The organism is Mammaliicoccus fleurettii (assembly GCF_003970575.1).
In the GTDB taxonomy this organism is placed as follows: domain Bacteria; phylum Bacillota; class Bacilli; order Staphylococcales; family Staphylococcaceae; genus Mammaliicoccus; species Mammaliicoccus fleurettii.
This window is the reverse complement of the sequence record NZ_RXWZ01000136.1, coordinates 1-16,596: the sequence shown is the minus strand read 5'-3', so window position 1 is coordinate 16,596 and position 16,596 is coordinate 1. Positions and strand designations below refer to the sequence as shown.

Sequence of the window (16,596 nt, the reverse complement as noted above, 5' to 3'; positions counted from 1 at the left end):
CTCATAAAGATTTTTGAAATTCTAACCTAAGAGTAAAAAGTTACTCTAATACCACTTTAGATACTAAAAATCGACCTATAAATTCTTCTCTCAAAATCCCTTATAAATAATATACTTAAGCCTAATAAAAAGTGCATATGCTTGTGTATTTACAGATGATATAATAATGATGTCGCCTATCTCTCAGGCGTCTATTTGACGTAGAGAGGAGGTGCAGAAAATGATAGATATTCTTGTTCACATCATGACCACGACAGCAAGTGGTTGCATTGTCGCATTCTTTGCGTATTGGCTTCGCAAACGTGGCGATAAGTAAAATAGGCGACTAAGCCACACCAAAAAACCCCTCACTATTGCGAGTAGTGAGGGGTTTAGTGCATCAAATGCAGATATTCTTGTTAAATGCATTATAACATCATTGTGGTTTCGAATGCAAAGTACATAATAGAATAGGATTTAATTATTAATAACCTAATACACTGTAGATCTACTAATTCCAGTCTCTTTTGATTTCTTTTGCAGAATCCAGTTCTGCAATTGCACTCATCATAGTAAAGAACTTCTCGCCCATTGTATCTTTGACCGATACATTCATATCTTTAATATCCATAAAAAATGAAAATAAGTGCTACTTTATTTCTTTTTCGCTTTAATTAATATAAACGGAGGAAACTGTTTTAACTTGTTTATACGTTCTTCATCATAGTATTTAAATACTTCTTCTGATTGTCCAAGGTCCTTAATACATTCGATTACAAAGCCACTATTTATTAAACTATTGAAAATAGTCTCAATCGTATGATGGTATTTGAAGACGTCTTGTCCTATCCAGTTAGCAGAACGTATAGTTTCATCAAAATAGTGTTCCATTCGCAAATAAATGCCGTTTTCATCTTCTTTGCTAACTTCTGGATCCATTGTAGCAGTTTGTATTGGATGTTCCATAGTAAATAAAAGAGTTCCTTCGCTTTTTAATAATTGATTTAATTTCTGACAACATTTTTTAAAGTCTTCTATGTAATGAAATACTAGTGAAGACACTATGACATCAAAGGTTTCATCTATATTAAGTTTCATAAAATCCTCATGATATAATGTCACAGGTTTATCTTTAAATTTCTTATTACTTTCATCAATCATGTTTTTTGATTGTTCGATGCCTGTTATATGGTTTGAATTATACGTTAACATGTAGGTTATAAGATTCCCCATTCCACACCCAACATCAAGTATTTGCTTTCCAAATAAGTCAGGCATTAATCGTTTCATTTCAGGCATTTCCACTACCTCATTATAACTTAAATGGCTATTTCTCTTATTCTTATACCCTTCAAAAAATGCTGAGTCATCATAAATATTATCCATTTTTAATATACCTCCTTATTAGTTAATAAACAGCAAAACGATTTCCATAAATTAAAATAAGTGCGCTCTTAAATATTTTCTTAATTATTCATCTTCTATATGTTCTGAACCCCATTTACAAAGCTCCTGTAACGCAGGCATTAATGACTTACCTCGTTCTGATAAATAATATTCTACTTTGGGTGGGACTTGTGGGTACTCATGGCGGATAATAAGTGAATCGAACTCAAGCTCTTTTAATTGATTACTCAACATTTTGTGAGTAATGCCTTGAAGTGATTTTTTCAGTTCTCCATAACGCATAATTTATTCTGTTAATAAACAGAATAGTATGTGCATTTTCCACTTCCCTCCTATAAGCGATAACGTATAATCAAAGCCTTTATTGTTGAGTACTTGTCCATTTGTAGTTTTAGAGTAATTCATACAATACTCTCCTTTTTGATAGTATCTTACTAAAAAGTGCATACTAGTTTTTTTATATCATCATATTATACTAGCAATTAGAAATAAATTGAAATAAAAGAGGAGAATATATAATGGCAATTAAACCTATTGAAAGATCTAAAGCTTACCGTTTATTACAAGTAGGACCAACAACAATGATTTCTGCCAAGCACGATAACGTTGAAAATGTAATGGCGGCAGCTTGGGTTGGCCTTGTTGGAAACTATAAAGTTATGGCGTATATTGGCAAACAAGCTTTTACACGTGAACTTATTGAGCAGAGTGGTTATTTTGTAGTGCATATACCAACCGTTAAACAAATGGAAACAGTCTTATATGTTGGTGAACACAGCTCTAAAGAAATGGATAATAAACTTGATAACCTTTCTATATTTTATCAAGATGACGTTGACATCCCATTAGTTGAAGGTAGTGCTGGCTGGATTGTATGTAAAGTAATGCCAAATGAGCAGAATGAACAAGAACACGACTTGTTTATGGGCGAAATTGTTGGTGCTTGGAGTGACGATCGTGTCTTTAACAATGGTCATTGGATCTTTGACGATGCTCCTGATGAATTACGTACCGTACACTACGTAGCTGGAGGACAATTTTATGCTATAGGTAAAGGAACAAAATTCAATCATGGTCCAGGAAAAGACTAAAGAATAAATGAAAATATTATATATTCATAGTTCTCTTACAAATCGTATTTCATTATAAAAAGCAACTTAGTCAAAAAAAAAACCTCACTACTGCGAGTAATGAGGGGATTGGTGTATAAGTGAATACTATGCTAATTATCCTATTTTTTTCATTTTCTTTCTTTTAGATAATTGTATAATCAGTGGATAAAACAATGCAAAAATAGTCATCAATGATAACACGATACTAATTGGGGATCCCAAAAATATATCTGCTACATTATTATTACTTACTATTAAGCTTTTACGAAAATTCTGTTCCATATCTGAACCTATAATTGCTGCCAAAATCAAAGGTGCAAGTGGAAAATCTAATAATTTCATAACTAATCTAATAATGCCGAAAATAATTAAAATATAGAAATCAGTTATACTATATCCTAATGTATATGTACCGATAAACGCTAGCACCAAAATAATTGGATATAAAACTTTAGGTGGTGTACGTAATATCTTTAGTAATAAGCCTATTAAAGCAATGTTTATAATAACTAAAAATAAATTACCGATAAACATGCTGTTAATGAGTGTCCATATCATTTCAGGTTCGTTTTCAAATAATAAAGGTCCCGGTTGTAAGCCTAACATAACCACCGCACCTAAAATTACAGCTGTTGTCCCTGATCCTGGTACGCCCATCGTTAATAAGGGGATTAAAGCGCCTACTGCAGCCGCATTATTAGAAGCTTCTGGTGCAGCTACGCCTTCTATTTGGCCTTTCCCAAAATTCTTACCATTTTTCGATATTTGTTTTTCTGATGAATAGCTTAACATTGCCGCAATAGCACCACCAGCTCCTGGTAAAACACCGATTAGAAATCCAACTGGACTTTGTCGAAACATAGTACCTCTTGTTCGTTTCCAATCTTCTTTTGATAATTTCATTGATCCTACATCAGCATTAGGTGGTTTCAATGCATCTAAATGCAAATAATTATATAATACCTCTGCTACTGCATATACACCAATGATAACAACTAAGAAGTCGATACCTTCACTTAAGTGAGGATTGTCAAAAGTGAAACGATAAATACTTGATTGTAAATCAACACCTATTGTACTAATAATTAAACCGATACTTGTAGCAATAAAGCCTTTGACCATCTTCCCAGCCGATAAAGTTACAATTGCTGAAAGTGTAAATAAGAATAGTAAAAAATATTCTTGTGGACCAAATTTTAAAGCAAAGTCAGACAACGGCTTAGCTAATATAATAAAACCAAATACTGCAATAATACCACCAATTAATGAAGCTATGGCTGAGATCGTTAGTGCTTTACCAGCCTCTCCATTTTTGGTCATTGGGTAACCGTCAAATGTAGCTGCAATCGCTGAACCATCACCTGGCGTATTTAATAAAATAGAGCTTCTCGAGCCACCGTACATGGCACCATAATAAATTGAAACCATTAAAATCAATGCGCTCACTGGTTCCATACCAAATGTCATAGGTATGAGTACTGCAACCGCAGTCGCAGGTCCTAATCCTGGTAGCATACCTACCACTGTACCTAGAAAACCACCAATAAGCACCCATAATATATTCATTGGATGAAACGCAGTTGATAGTCCTTCTAAAAAACTTCCTGCATCAATTCCCATTTAAATTACCTCCTTAAGGTAAGCTGACATCCAATAATTGTGAAAATGTGTACCATGCAATGCCAGAAAAAATCACCGTAACTAAAATATTTTGTAACCATCTTTTATATCCATTAATTAAGAACATAATGCCACCTAAGAACACAATTGTTGAAATTAAAAAACCGAGACGTTCGAATATTAAAGCGTATATTACTGTTAAGACAATTGTTAAGATGATACGTATGAATGTTTTTCTCTCTAGTAATTGTGAAAATGCTATAAATGATTCGTTACGTTTTTTAAATTCTTGAAAGAAATAAGCAATACTCATTATAAGAAGTAATAATCCAACTAACATTGGAAAATACATTGGGCTATTTGGATTGCCAATATTTGATTTAGGTATATTTAAAGTCAACACTAAATAAATAACGCCAAATAATATTAATAATACTGGAAAGACAAGTCGTGACATTTATACTCCCCCTTTATTTCATTCCTGAATCTTTGACTAATCCTTTATATTTCTTACGTTGATCTTCTAAAAATTCCTTGCTTTCTTTACTGTCTTTGTAAAAGTTTTGCCAATCATTATTCTTTCTTATTTTTTGCCAACTTTTCGATTTCACTACTTTTTTCATAGTTTTATCCCAATAGGCAATTTGTTCTGGTGTCATATCTTTCGGCCCCATCACACCACGCCAATGTGGAAAGACAACATCAACACCCTGTTCTTTCCATGTAGGTACCTCTTCAATACCTTCAACAGGTTCATCAGAAGTCACTGCCAATATTTTTAACTTTCCAATCTGGTGCTGTTCTTTCACTTCAGAGACAGAAGTAGAGGCAACATCTACATGTCCTCCTAATAAAGCGGTTTGTAAGTCTCCACCACTTTTATATACAAGGAAATCTATTTTATCTACATCAACGCCATACGCCTTAGCTGCCTGTACAAAAGCTAAGTGATCATTGTTGCCTAAACCTGGTGCAACACCTATAGTTAAAGATTCTGGATCATCTTTTAGTTTTTCCATCACTTCTTTACCAGAACTTAAGTTAGATTTATTGGATGCTGTTAAACTAATCCATTCAGTTGCTAAAATAGCAATAGGAGTGAGATCATCTGTACTTAAATCACTTAATCCTAATTCGTTATTAGATAATAATAAACTGGAATTAATAGATATAGTGTTCGGTGAACGTGTTTTTAAATATTGCCAACCTATTTCTCCGCCACCTCCAGGTTTATTAATAACATTGATGTTTTGCTTGGTTAAGTTTTCATCCATCATAATTTTTTGGATAGCACGAGCTGTTGTATCCCAGCCGCCTCCAGGTGAAGCCGGTGCAACAATTTCTACCGTTTCATTGGGAAATTGATTACTTGACGCCTTCGAATTATTATCTTTGCCACAACTTGCTAATATAATTTAAAAAACGATGATTAAAATACCCCATCTTTTCATCGAACCACCCCTTATTTTGAAAGCGTTTACAAATATTTGTATGATACTTTATTAAAAATGTTAACCAGAACATAATCAGTGATTAAATACAGTGATTTTAAGACTGAAAATTCTGATTTTTTATAATAGTAAAATGTTAGCTATGTATGCTAATATAATTAGATTATTTATTAAAACATCCAGAGCGATCAAGGACAAATGCTTCTATAGAATTCATTATGCACGCTTGTCGCTATTGGATATTTATTTGTAACATCTAGTCAATTGGGCTATTACAAAGCAAAATAAAACTTGTTTTTTTACAATATATAAAAAACTATGCTCAATTTTCTAATTTGTTCATTTGTACATACTCAGCAGCTGATTTCCCAGCTCTTTTACCAAAAACTGAACCTGACATTAAACCAGATCCTCCTGGATAATTATGATAAAACAATCCCCCTACCATTTCTCCTGCTACAAATAATCCATCTATAGGATTGTTTTGTTCATCTAAAACTTCAGCTTTAGTATTTGTAGAAATACCTCCAAAAGCAAAAGTAATGCCGCATGTAATAGGGAAAGCATAATAAGGTGCTTGGTCAAATTTTAATGCCCAATTCGTCTTTTCTGGGCTAATACCTTTTGTAGATTTACCATCTTTCACACTTGGATTGTAGTCTCCATCTTGAACACTAGAATTATATTTCTCAATCATTTTAATAAAATTATCAGGATTTATCTCCATTTTTATAGCTAGTTCTTCTAAAGTGTCCGCTACAATCTTAGTCGCTTCTTTTAAATTATATTCTTTTCTCAACATAGGGCTGACTTGAGAATCAAAAATTTGAAAAGCTTTTTGATCAGGTTGTCTCAACGTCTCTTTTCCATATTTTGCATAAGTATAATTTCTAAAATCAGCACCTTCATCTACAAATCTTTCTCCATTTTTATTAATGATTAAGCCCAGCGGATAAGATGATTTTTTATAAATATCACCAGGTTTTGAAAAATCACCCACCTTAGGAGCGTTATAATCTGTAGTATGAGCATGACAACCATCGTAGTGACCTGCTTTTTTAGCTCCAATTGCTGTAGCTATTTCTATTCCGTCACCTGTGTTATATTCAGTACCTCTAACAATTGCTTTTTCCCATTCTTCACCTAAGTTTTCAACTCTTTTTTCTATACTCGCTTCAAAACTACCACATGCTAATATAATTGCCTCAGTATTTACAGTTACCCCTTGCTTATTATTATCCAGGTAAGTTGCTGCTGATACTTTATTATGATCCATTTTTATTTTATTAACTTCAGCACTATATATAATATCGATACCTAGTTCTTGGGATCTTTCAAATAAAGTGTTCATTAATCCTATCCCTTTATCCATTGTCTTTATAGGTAAGCCACCCCAAAAATTTCTATTTCCATTAATTTCAAAGTACTGATTTTCATTTAATTGAAACTCTACTCCTTGTTTTTTCATCCATAAAATAGTTTCAAATGATTCATTTGATAAAAATTTTGCTAATTCTGGATTACTCTCACCATTAGTTACTTTTAAAATATCTTCATAAAAGTCTTCAGTATTATAATCAGGCATTTGTATTTTTGATAAATCACTTTCTGATAGTGCTGTGACAACTTCATTGATTCCTTGTAAATCATTGTAAGCAAACCTTATTGCTCCATCAGTAAATATTGAATTTCCTCCTCTTTTTTCTTTGGGAGCTTTTTCTAATACAAGCACTTCACTTCCATTCTCTTTTGCTGATATCGCTGAACTTAGTGCAGCATTTCCTGTTCCAACTACAATTACGTCATATTTTTCCAAAAATATCCCTCCATAAAAAAAGTAATCTAAAAGTATTTAACTTTAGATTACATAATAAAATAGTAGAAAGGAAATACATATATTCTATTCACTATCATAAAATATTTTTATGACACTTTGCTCATACTAATCAATATACTTATAATATGATTTAATGTGTCTAATGAACTTTTGCATTAATGGATAATCCACTTCTTCCCTGTATAATAACCAAGTATCCCTATAAATTATTTCATTCTTTTTGTTTTTTATAGGTACTATATTTAAATTTTCATGGTCTCTGATACCGATATTAGGAGCAATTGCATAACCCATGCCTTTTTCTACTAGCTTCAAACAAGACTCTATGTTATCAATTAACATCGCTTCATTCGGAGGCTCATTGTAAGATTCCTTCCACCAGTTATCAATAGTAGTTTGTAATCCAATATCAGTCTTAAAAGCTATCCTTGACTTTGTAGGTAAGTTTTCTATATCAATCTCATCTTTGCTGATTATACATATAGGTTCTTGATCTAATAGAATTTTATAGCCTTTCCAAGATACATCTCCTCTTACTATGGCAAGTGAAATTTCGTCAGATGCTATTAATTTATAAATAGATTGGCTCCAAGAAGTAATAATTTTGAATTGAATTTTATTAAAATCATCCGTAAAACTACTAAGTAATTCAGGCAAATCATATCTCGCTAAATTATGAGAAACACCAAGTCTGATTACGCCCTCATTTTCGTTATCTATGCTATGAAGATTATCCTTCATCTCATTGAATCCATTCAAAGTTTTCTTAGCATACTCAACGAGATGAAGACCTTGAGGAGTAAATCTAATGCCTTTTTTAGTACGTATTATTAAAGACACTCCAAGCTCTCGTTCAATAGTATTAATTTTGTAACTTAACGAAGGTTGAGATACATATAACTTTGTCGCAGCCCTTGTAATATTTCTTTCATCATTCAGCGTTTTTATTATTTCTAAATCTCTAAAATCCATAGTTAGTTCCCCTTTCGCGTAAACAAGTGGTGCCATAAAATTATCAAATAACGAAGAAATAGATAAAGGGATTATCCATAAAAACCATATAACTTCATTATGTATAAAAAGTGCTAATATAATAGTACATAAAAATTTAAAAGTAAAAGCTAGGTTTAAAATTTCAGTATTATTAATGAAACGGCTGACTTTACTTAATATATACACCTAAAAAAGAAAAGTTAATAGTGAGTGGATTGGTGTATAAGTGTATACTTATTTTCGTTACATACATTATAACATCATCGTGATTTGGAATGAAAAGTACATAATAGAATAGGATTTAATGATTAATAATCCGATACACTGTAGATCTACTAACTCCTATTTGTTTAGCAATTTCTTCGCCGTTGAGCCTATTGCTCTTGCAGCTTCCAATCCTTTATTTTTTAATCATAAGTCAGCTAAAATGAATAATTTTTATAAATTTGATAACATTTATATATCATATGTATCAAAAAGGAGAACTAAGTAATGAAACAATCTGTATATGATTTAACTCAACAACATAGATCTATTCGCCAGTTTAAAGATGAACCTCTATCTAAAGAAACTGTCCAAAAATTAGTCGAAGCTGGACAAATGGCTTCTACATCTAGCTATGTACAAGCGTATTCTATTATCGGTATTACTGACCCTGAAATTAAGAAAGCTTTAAAAGAAATTTCTGGACAACAACATGTTGTAGACAATGGCTACTTATTCGTTTATGTAATTGATTATTATAGACATAGTTTAATTAATAAAGAGACAAATGGAAATATGGAAACAAGTTTTGAATCTGCGGAAGGTCTTTTAGTGGGTACAATTGATGTTGCATTAGCAGCACAAAATGTAGCACTAACTGCAGAAGATATGGGTCTTGGAATTGTATTTTTAGGTTCTTTACGAAATGATGTTGGTCGTGTAAGTGAAATATTAGACTTACCTGAGCATGTCTTCCCATTATTCGGTATGGCTGTAGGCGTGCCAAGTGATGATGAGCAAGGTTCACCAAAACAACGATTACCATTTGAACATGTCTTTCATGAGAATCAATATAACTCAGACAAAGAACAACAACTTGAACAAATCAAACAATATGACAATGATATTAAAGATTATTATGAACAACGCTCTAACGGTAAACGTTCTGAATCATGGTCTGAACAAATTAGAAAAATGATGAGCCAAAAAACAAGACCAGATATATTAGAGAAATTGAATATTAAAGGATTTATGAAAAAATAATATCGTATAAATTGGCTAAGTTGATTGGTTAACAGTAAGCTAACGAGCTTGTTTCTCTAGTCTTGCACGTTAGATTTTTTAACGTGCTTGTTCACATTTTCTTGCTCGTTAGAACTCTAAATCATCTTTATTTAGTGTTATTTTATACTTTTCTAATGCCTTTTTAGTCGCTAACGAGCTTGTTTTTCTAGTCTTGCACGTTAGATTTTCTAACGTGCTTGTTTACATTTTCTTGCTCGTTAGCGCGATTTCACATTCCACATATTCTATTTTAGTACTAAAAATAAGAGGCGGAGACAAATTATTTGTCTCCGCCTCTTTTCATTATAATGCTAGTGTTTTTTATTTTATGATGTTTTATCTTCTATTCTGCCATCACTTAATTTGATCACTTTATCTGCAAATTCAAACACTCTTTCATCATGTGTAATCATAATACCGATTGAATTATTTTCTTTTACATTATTTTTGATCATTTTAACTACTTCAATTGCTCGTTTTGAATCTAAACTTGCAGTTGGTTCATCTGCTAAAATCATTTTTGGTTGGTTCATCCACGCTCTCATTATAGCTACACGTTGTTTTTCCCCACCTGATAAAGCGTTTGGATATGATTTCAATCTATGTGATAAACCTATTTCTGTTAATAATTTTTCTGCTCTTTCTTTTGCTGCTTTTTTACCCATTCCAGCCATTTGACCTACATAAGTTAATTGGTCTGTTACATTTAAATAAGGTATTAAATGTGATGATTGGAAGATAAATCCTATTTGGTTTAATCTCATATCTGTAAGTTTTTTATCTGATAAATTCACATAATCTAAATCATCTAAAGTGATTTCTCCTGAACTCTTACCTAAAAGTCCACCGATGATTGATAATAATGTTGATTTTCCTGATCCAGATGCACCGTTTAATACGATTAATTCACCTTTATCTGCTGTAAATGTAATATCATTTAATACTTGAGTTTTTGCTTCTTTTTCACCGAATGATTTTGTAACATGTTCAACGACTAATCCCATAATTATTCTCCTCCTATAGCTTCTAGTGGTTCAATTTTCATAACTTTAACAAGTGATAATACTGCTCCGATTAATGAAACGACAATGAATACTGCAACCATCAATAACATCAAGTTCGTATTTAGGAAGAATGGCATTGTTACTGGCATCACGCCACCTAAAATTAAAATTACTGCGATTGCTAATGCAACTCCGATTAATGTAATAATTAATATTTGAAGCATTAATGAAGATATTAAATTTTTATTTTTCGTACCGATTGCTTTTAAAATTCCGAATTGACTAGTTTTTTGAATTGTCATTACGTAGAAGAATGCTGTAATAACGATTGCTGAAATTACGAATAAGAATACGATCATCAAGTTTAATGGTTGTTGTTCTGCATTATAACTTGGAATTGAATTTAACATATCATCTTGTGAAATAACTTTTACGTCATCTAATTTGTTGATTTCATCTTTTTGGCTGTCACTTAAACTATCGTAAGCAACAACTGAAATGTGATTACCTTTTAAATCGTTCATTCCATCTTCATTAACGTATGCCATTGAAGTATGTGAGAACATGATATTGTTAGCAAATCCAGAGATTTTAAATGATTGATCTTTATCTGCTATTTTAATTTTGTCCCCTACTTCAAATCCTTCAGCTTTCAATTTCTCGTTTAGTAATACTTCATTGTCACTTTTCGGTATGTGACCTTCTGAAGGATCAGGTTTAATGTTATCTGTAAGTTGTGTAAACATTAAATCTGTTTTACCACTATCTGTTTCAACTTTCTGCATTGCTGTCTTGATTGTGTCACCTTTTGCTACATTGTTAATTGCCTCATCTGATTTATCAGTGATATTTGATTGGCTTAAATTATTGTCTGCGTCACTCGCTATGACATATTCACTTTTATTCCATTGTTCAATTCCTGAAACGTTCTCTTTCGCTAACCCTTGTGCTAATGCTGAAATAAATAATACTAAAAATGCTAATAAGAATAGAATTAAAGTTACAAGTAAATATTTAAATTTGTAATAAGTAAGTTCTTTAAGTGCTAATTTCATGTTTATCCGTTCCTCTCTCTTAATGTATAAATTTATAATAACGACCCAATGTGAACTGAATATGAACAATAAGACATAAAACAAAAAAACTTTATAAAAAGTTAAAGACCTTGAAGATAGATATAATACAAGCTATTTAATTAATGTTCATTTATAGACAATTTACTAGTGTGCCTTACTTTAAGTTGGTACAATTAAAGCAAATATGAATGATATGGAGGTTATCTTTATGATTAAATCTACATGGCAAGGTAAGAAAACTTTTAGAGCACAATCAAAATTCGGTCATAATATAGTTTCTGATGCCCCTACTGAATCTGGTGGAGATGATAATGGCCCTTCACCAGTTGAATTAATGTTAAGTGGTTTAGCTGGATGTACGGGAATAGATGTTACAAATCTTATGAAGGAACGATTAGCCAATGTTACGAAATTGGAAATTACTGTAGATGATGAAAGAGAAGATATAACATCTCGTGCAGTTAAACATGTAAATTTAATTTTTGATGTTGAAGGCGAAGTTGATTTAAAAAAATTAAAACGCTCAATTACATTAAGTGTAGAAAAATATTGTACAGTTGCACATTCACTAAAAGCTACAATTGAACCGAAACTTATATTTAATGGTAAAGAGGAAACTTTATAAAAAAAACAGTTTGGACTGGGATCTACGTTATTAAACGGTTTCCCTATCCAAACTGTTATTTTTTAATATATGGTGCTCGCCAAATATAAAATGTTGCGTAAGAACTCCACATTTCCCATCCTTTATTCAGAGCAATCATTTGTTCTTTTGAAGGCTTTTGCTCTAAATTTAATATAGCTTTCAAAGCATTTTGTAAACCAACATCTCCAATAGGAAAAGCATTCTTAACACCTATTGACCTCATCATGACATAATGTGCAGCCCACGGCCCAATGCCTCTAATATTAACAAGTGTTTTTTCAATTTCTACCTTATCTTCCATATTCAATAACATATCTTTAGTTAACATTTGTGAATGGATTATCTTTGCTACATCGATTAAATATTCAGCTTTTCTTCTAGAAAATTTTAAATCCATCAATTCTTTTACAGTAATTTTGGATATCACATCAACTGTTGGGTGAATATAATATGATTTATTTTCAAACGTCATTTTTTCACCATAACTTTCTACTAATCTCTTCTTCAGTTGATAAGCAAAAGTTAAATTAATCTGCTGTCCAATTATCCCCCAGGAAATAGCTTCAAAAAAGTCAGGTATTCTGATTAATCTCAATCCATATAATTCATTTATTAAAGGTTCCAATATCTCATTTTTTCTACCATATTGATAAAATAAAGATAAATCTGCAGAAAAATCAAACCATTCTTCAATAAAATTTACTAACCTTTCTGTATTTTCAGGTGAGATAGATATATCATTTAAAATTTCTACTATTAAATAGTGGCGTTCATAAGAAATAGACAACAACAATTTAATATCATCAATCTTTATTGCACGATAAATTTTGTCATCCACTATATCAAAGAGCATTTCATTTTCGTCCCTTTTTAAATAAGCTAAACATTGTTCATAGTCGAAAATATATGGACACTCAATTCTAATTTCTTCCATAAAGCATCACTTCCTTAATTACTCATATTATGAATCATATGTTTTTAATAAACAAATTAGAAATTTTAAAACATAAAATCAATTCATAGAAATTACATGTTATAATTGCAAGTAATTACCAATTAGGAGAGAAAAATATGTCAAAAAAATTATTCGTATTAATCACTACATTGTTACTTATTTTAGCAGCTTGTGGAAATAAAGATGACGATTCATCAAAAAGTAATACACATAAATACAAAACAGACGAAGGTAAAACTGTTGAAATTCCAGATAAGCCAAAACGAGTTGTTGTATTAACAACGGATCAAGGTAGCTTCCAAAAGCTTGGTGTAGATCCAGTTGGGACAGACGCTGATTTCCCTAAATCTAAATATGTAGACGATAAAGATGCTAAACGCGTTGGATCAGAAGACATCGAAGCTGTAACAAAATTAAAACCTGATTTAATCATCACGTATAACGCAAATCCTCAAATTAAAAAATTCGAAAAAATAGCACCTACAGTTCCATTTGATCATAGTAAACGTACATTTAAAGAAGTGCACGTTGAAATCGGGAAATTACTAGGTAAAGAAGATAAAGCAAAAGAACAAGTAAAAGAATTAGAAGACTTAATGTCTAAAGAAGGTAAAACAGTAAAAGAAGAAATCGGTAAAGATAGCACAGTTTCGATTATGGAAGTTGGTCCAAAAGAATTAACTTTAATAGGTAAAAACTTTGGCAGAGGTTCAGAAGTCATCTATCAAGGCTTTGGATTTAAACACCCAGCAGCCGCAGAAAAAGATATACCAAAAGAAGGCTGGTTAACAACTTCATTTGAAAACTTCAGCAAATATACAGGTGATTATTTACTCATACCAACTGAAGACGGTAAAAAACCAACCTCTTCATTAATCGACGGTAGCATTTGGAAAAACACAAAAGCAGTTAAAGAAGATCACGTTTATTATTATCCAAAAAATGAATTTATGTATTCAGACCCAATTTCAATAGAGAAACAAACTGAGTATTTAAAAAATATGCTAACAAAATAATAAATAGGAGGCTAGGACATTTAATGTGTCCTAGCCTCATTATTTTATATTTAATATGATATGTGTTGAATCGCACGATATCTTCTGAGTCTTCGTGCGTTTTGACCGAATTTTGCCTGAATCGCACGATATCTCTGAAGTCTTCGTGCGTTTTCGATTCAGAGCTTCACGCTCCTATACAACATTACCTATAATTATAATTCATCTATTTATTTTTTGCATTTTTAAACATTTATGCATACACTGTATAAAAAAGGAGTGGGATTTATCTTGGCCAAACAAACTGATTTACGTGTCATCAAAACTAAAAAAGCGCTCAATGACACATTACTCGAAATATTAACTATTAAAAATTTTTCTGATATCACTGTTAATGAAATATGCAATAAATCTCTCATTCATCGTACAACTTTTTATAAACATTTTATGGATAAAATTGATTTATTACAATATGCATTAAAAGAAAATACTAAGGAGTTCTTCATATTAGATATTTATGATCGACTTCACAAACCATTTCAATCTATGGAAAAATCTTTCGTAAATAAATTAAATGATGTATTTGAAAAACAAATGAATAATGATAAAGAATTTATGGATGAAATTATTAAGCATTTCATAGAAGTATTTAGTAAAGATTTCAAAAATAATATTGATAAAGTCGCAACCCCAACCCATATACCACAATCTCTACTTCCATATATTTATGGTTCAAATTTATCAGCCATCATACATTGGTCTGATTCATTACAAGGCGACTTAGACTACTCAAAGCTAGACGAAATATTTAATGAAATTAATATCATTAGTTTAAATGAAGGAAATTAAAAGGCCGAGACAATTAATTGTCTCAGCCTTTTATCATTATATTGGCAGTGGAATTCTATCCCACTGTTTTATTTTTGGACTAAATTATTTACATAATCTTTGAATTCTTCTTTGTTACCTTCTTCTATATCTATCATGGCAACTTTACCTTGAGGGAATTCAATAAATAATACGCCTTTGTCTTCTATTGTTACGGCTTTAATATCTTGATAACTAAATACTCTTTTATAAGGTTCGCCATTCATATCAACACTCATAATTACACGTTCGTTTGTTGTAATGTATGCACCTTTATACTGTGTTTGTTCTCCTACTTTATATATGATTGTACCTAATACGCTTGGTCCAACTTTTTCAGTAGGATATAATTCATTTTCATCAATTTCATTTAATTTCATGCTTGAAACCTCCATTCATTACTCTCTCTATTGTACGAAATAAATAGAGTATGAAACAAATATTATGATTGACGTTCTATCAATTATTTAAATTAATGTAACCTGCTCTAATTTTTTTGCCTTTTTCATCAAATGATTCTACATAACCATCTTCGCTCACATTATATGATCCTAATAATTCCCCTTCTTTACTCGTATATGAAAAACCAAATTTATCTCCTTGTTTCTCTGGTTCTTTCCAAACTGTTTCATCTGTATCGACTTTATCTATACCTTCAAATGCTTCTACAGCATCAAACACGTTATCTCTCGTTATGACAGTATTTTGATTTTCACTAGAATTTACAAATTCAAAGTCATCAGGATATTGCATAATATATTGAATGTTATCATTATCATCATTCCCGTTTGTATATACTGCAATTTGATATCCATTGTTCGGCGTATTATTATAAATAACAAATGAATGGCCTTGTCCCGTTCTTAAATCTTGAGCTGGCTCACCATGAAAGTCTATAAATTCTTTATAAGTTACATGGTCTGTTGGAACAACACTAAATTGTTCTACAGGTCTACCTTCATTCAAATAGTACATGACCATGAAACTTCCATATACATGCCCTTCTCTACCTAAGAAGTTACGCACATCTTCTTCCTGCCCAAACTTTGATTCTATATTCTCTTTATTCATCGTTTTCATCATACCTTTATACCCCGTTACATGATTTTCATTCATATAATGATCTGAAAAATCTTGTGACAAAATATCAATTTTCGGAGCTGATTCACTCTTATTACTGTTATTATTTTTTGATTGAGATGATTTATTATGATTATTTTTATTTGGTGGATCTCCTATAGTAATACTACATCCCGATAAAAGTAGTATCGTCGCAATGATGAATAAAAATTTATATTTCATTAATATAAATCCCTCCTAACTCAATTAAATAAATAATACTAAATTTATTAAAATTATTATTCCCTATTTCAAAGATAATATTC

18 protein-coding genes and 1 pseudogene are annotated in these 16,596 nt (G+C 31.2%); 6 read left to right on the top strand and 13 right to left on the bottom strand.

What is annotated here, in order from left to right:
* Positions 1-220: 220 nt before the first annotated feature.
* Complete coding sequence (locus CD129_RS09965) at positions 221-316, top strand: type I toxin-antitoxin system Fst family toxin (RefSeq protein WP_115337737.1); 96 nt, start codon at positions 221-223, stop codon at positions 314-316.
* A 317-nt stretch (positions 317-633) separates the two neighbouring features.
* Here CD129_RS09965 and CD129_RS09960 read toward each other — a convergent pair whose 3' ends face one another.
* Positions 634-1,365: a class I SAM-dependent methyltransferase gene (locus CD129_RS09960; RefSeq protein ID WP_115337738.1), complete on the bottom strand. Its 732-nt coding sequence runs from the start codon at positions 1,363-1,365 to the stop codon at positions 634-636.
* Positions 1,366-1,449: 84 nt separating this feature from the next.
* Positions 1,450-1,791: pseudogene (locus tag CD129_RS09955) on the bottom strand (winged helix-turn-helix transcriptional regulator).
* Between the two features lie 113 nt (positions 1,792-1,904).
* Between CD129_RS09955 and CD129_RS09950 the strand changes: the two are divergent.
* Positions 1,905-2,477, top strand: a complete 573-nt coding sequence (locus CD129_RS09950) for a flavin reductase family protein (RefSeq protein ID WP_078357299.1) — start codon at positions 1,905-1,907, stop codon at positions 2,475-2,477.
* 135 nt (positions 2,478-2,612) lie between these two features.
* On the opposite strand, the gene CD129_RS09945 is transcribed toward CD129_RS09950, so the two are convergent.
* From CD129_RS09945 to CD129_RS13590, 6 genes are all read right to left on the bottom strand, one after another.
* On the bottom strand, positions 2,613-4,118 hold the full coding sequence (locus CD129_RS09945) for a tripartite tricarboxylate transporter permease (protein WP_115337739.1): 1,506 nt from the start codon (positions 4,116-4,118) through the stop codon (positions 2,613-2,615).
* A 13-nt stretch (positions 4,119-4,131) separates the two neighbouring features.
* Entirely contained in the window at positions 4,132-4,575 is a 444-nt protein-coding gene (locus CD129_RS09940; protein ID WP_107510034.1) for a tripartite tricarboxylate transporter TctB family protein, read from the bottom strand.
* A gap of 13 nt (positions 4,576-4,588) precedes the next feature.
* Positions 4,589-5,533, bottom strand: coding sequence for a tripartite tricarboxylate transporter substrate binding protein (locus CD129_RS09935; protein ID WP_107510035.1), 945 nt, complete (start codon positions 5,531-5,533; stop codon positions 4,589-4,591).
* Positions 5,534-5,891: 358 nt separating this feature from the next.
* The gene (gene tcuA, locus CD129_RS09930) at positions 5,892-7,385 is read right to left on the bottom strand and encodes an FAD-dependent tricarballylate dehydrogenase TcuA (protein ID WP_115337740.1); all 1,494 of its coding nucleotides are present in this window, start codon (positions 7,383-7,385) and stop codon (positions 5,892-5,894) included.
* Positions 7,386-7,511: 126 nt separating this feature from the next.
* Positions 7,512-8,378: a LysR family transcriptional regulator gene (locus CD129_RS09925; protein WP_160149122.1), complete on the bottom strand. Its 867-nt coding sequence runs from the start codon at positions 8,376-8,378 to the stop codon at positions 7,512-7,514.
* Between the two features lie 322 nt (positions 8,379-8,700).
* Positions 8,701-8,796, bottom strand: a complete 96-nt coding sequence (locus CD129_RS13590; protein WP_115337941.1) for an HTH domain-containing protein — start codon at positions 8,794-8,796, stop codon at positions 8,701-8,703.
* A gap of 95 nt (positions 8,797-8,891) precedes the next feature.
* Between CD129_RS13590 and nfsA the strand changes: the two genes are divergently transcribed.
* A complete protein-coding gene (gene nfsA / locus CD129_RS09915) occupies positions 8,892-9,647 on the top strand; it encodes an oxygen-insensitive NADPH nitroreductase (protein WP_078357293.1) in 756 nt (251 codons plus the stop codon).
* Positions 9,648-9,994: 347 nt separating this feature from the next.
* Here nfsA and CD129_RS09910 read toward each other — a convergent pair whose 3' ends face one another.
* Together CD129_RS09910 and CD129_RS09905 are read right to left on the bottom strand one after the other, a co-directional pair.
* Positions 9,995-10,672: an ABC transporter ATP-binding protein gene (locus CD129_RS09910; RefSeq protein ID WP_078357292.1), complete on the bottom strand. Its 678-nt coding sequence runs from the start codon at positions 10,670-10,672 to the stop codon at positions 9,995-9,997.
* 2 nt (positions 10,673-10,674) lie between these two features.
* On the bottom strand, positions 10,675-11,727 hold the full coding sequence (locus CD129_RS09905) for an ABC transporter permease (protein WP_107510068.1): 1,053 nt from the start codon (positions 11,725-11,727) through the stop codon (positions 10,675-10,677).
* A 229-nt stretch (positions 11,728-11,956) separates the two neighbouring features.
* Here CD129_RS09905 and CD129_RS09900 point away from each other — a divergent pair, with 229 nt between their 5' ends.
* Positions 11,957-12,373, top strand: a complete 417-nt coding sequence (locus tag CD129_RS09900) for an OsmC family protein (RefSeq protein ID WP_078357290.1) — start codon at positions 11,957-11,959, stop codon at positions 12,371-12,373.
* 55 nt (positions 12,374-12,428) lie between these two features.
* Here CD129_RS09900 and CD129_RS09895 read toward each other — a convergent pair whose 3' ends face one another.
* Positions 12,429-13,328 (bottom strand): DNA-3-methyladenine glycosylase family protein, encoded by a 900-nt coding sequence (locus CD129_RS09895; RefSeq protein WP_115337741.1) that lies wholly within the window; start codon positions 13,326-13,328, stop codon positions 12,429-12,431.
* A gap of 137 nt (positions 13,329-13,465) precedes the next feature.
* Between CD129_RS09895 and CD129_RS09890 the strand changes: the two genes are divergently transcribed.
* Together CD129_RS09890 and CD129_RS09885 are read left to right on the top strand one after the other, a co-directional pair.
* Positions 13,466-14,365 carry an ABC transporter substrate-binding protein gene (locus tag CD129_RS09890; RefSeq protein ID WP_078357288.1) on the top strand — a complete coding sequence of 300 codons (900 nt, stop codon included), beginning with the start codon at positions 13,466-13,468 and terminating at the stop codon, positions 14,363-14,365.
* A gap of 270 nt (positions 14,366-14,635) precedes the next feature.
* Positions 14,636-15,193, top strand: a complete 558-nt coding sequence (locus CD129_RS09885) for a TetR/AcrR family transcriptional regulator (RefSeq protein WP_115337742.1) — start codon at positions 14,636-14,638, stop codon at positions 15,191-15,193.
* A 68-nt stretch (positions 15,194-15,261) separates the two neighbouring features.
* Here the strand turns inward: CD129_RS09885 and CD129_RS09880 are convergent, their stop codons facing one another.
* Positions 15,262-15,591 carry a hypothetical protein gene (locus CD129_RS09880; protein WP_107510065.1) on the bottom strand — a complete coding sequence of 110 codons (330 nt, stop codon included), beginning with the start codon at positions 15,589-15,591 and terminating at the stop codon, positions 15,262-15,264.
* Between the two features lie 79 nt (positions 15,592-15,670).
* Positions 15,671-16,513 carry a hypothetical protein gene (locus CD129_RS09875; RefSeq protein WP_115337743.1) on the bottom strand — a complete coding sequence of 281 codons (843 nt, stop codon included), beginning with the start codon at positions 16,511-16,513 and terminating at the stop codon, positions 15,671-15,673.
* Between the last annotated feature and the right edge of the window lie 83 nt (positions 16,514-16,596).

Coding starts and splice junctions, on each gene's coding strand:
- CD129_RS09905 (WP_107510068.1), bottom strand. CDS start 11,727: ATGAAATTAGCACTTAAAGAACTTACTTATTACAAATTTAAATATTTA.
- CD129_RS09910 (WP_078357292.1), bottom strand. CDS start 10,672: ATGGGATTAGTCGTTGAACATGTTACAAAATCATTCGGTGAAAAAGAA.
- CD129_RS09960 (WP_115337738.1), bottom strand. CDS start 1,365: ATGGATAATATTTATGATGACTCAGCATTTTTTGAAGGGTATAAGAAT.
- CD129_RS09900 (WP_078357290.1), top strand. CDS start 11,957: ATGATTAAATCTACATGGCAAGGTAAGAAAACTTTTAGAGCACAATCA.
- CD129_RS09895 (WP_115337741.1), bottom strand. CDS start 13,328: ATGGAAGAAATTAGAATTGAGTGTCCATATATTTTCGACTATGAACAA.
- CD129_RS09875 (WP_115337743.1), bottom strand. CDS start 16,513: ATGAAATATAAATTTTTATTCATCATTGCGACGATACTACTTTTATCG.
- CD129_RS09965 (WP_115337737.1), top strand. CDS start 221: ATGATAGATATTCTTGTTCACATCATGACCACGACAGCAAGTGGTTGC.
- CD129_RS09945 (WP_115337739.1), bottom strand. CDS start 4,118: ATGGGAATTGATGCAGGAAGTTTTTTAGAAGGACTATCAACTGCGTTT.
- CD129_RS09890 (WP_078357288.1), top strand. CDS start 13,466: ATGTCAAAAAAATTATTCGTATTAATCACTACATTGTTACTTATTTTA.
- CD129_RS09940 (WP_107510034.1), bottom strand. CDS start 4,575: ATGTCACGACTTGTCTTTCCAGTATTATTAATATTATTTGGCGTTATT.
- CD129_RS09950 (WP_078357299.1), top strand. CDS start 1,905: ATGGCAATTAAACCTATTGAAAGATCTAAAGCTTACCGTTTATTACAA.
- nfsA (WP_078357293.1), top strand. CDS start 8,892: ATGAAACAATCTGTATATGATTTAACTCAACAACATAGATCTATTCGC.
- CD129_RS09880 (WP_107510065.1), bottom strand. CDS start 15,591: ATGAAATTAAATGAAATTGATGAAAATGAATTATATCCTACTGAAAAA.
- CD129_RS09925 (WP_160149122.1), bottom strand. CDS start 8,378: ATGGATTTTAGAGATTTAGAAATAATAAAAACGCTGAATGATGAAAGA.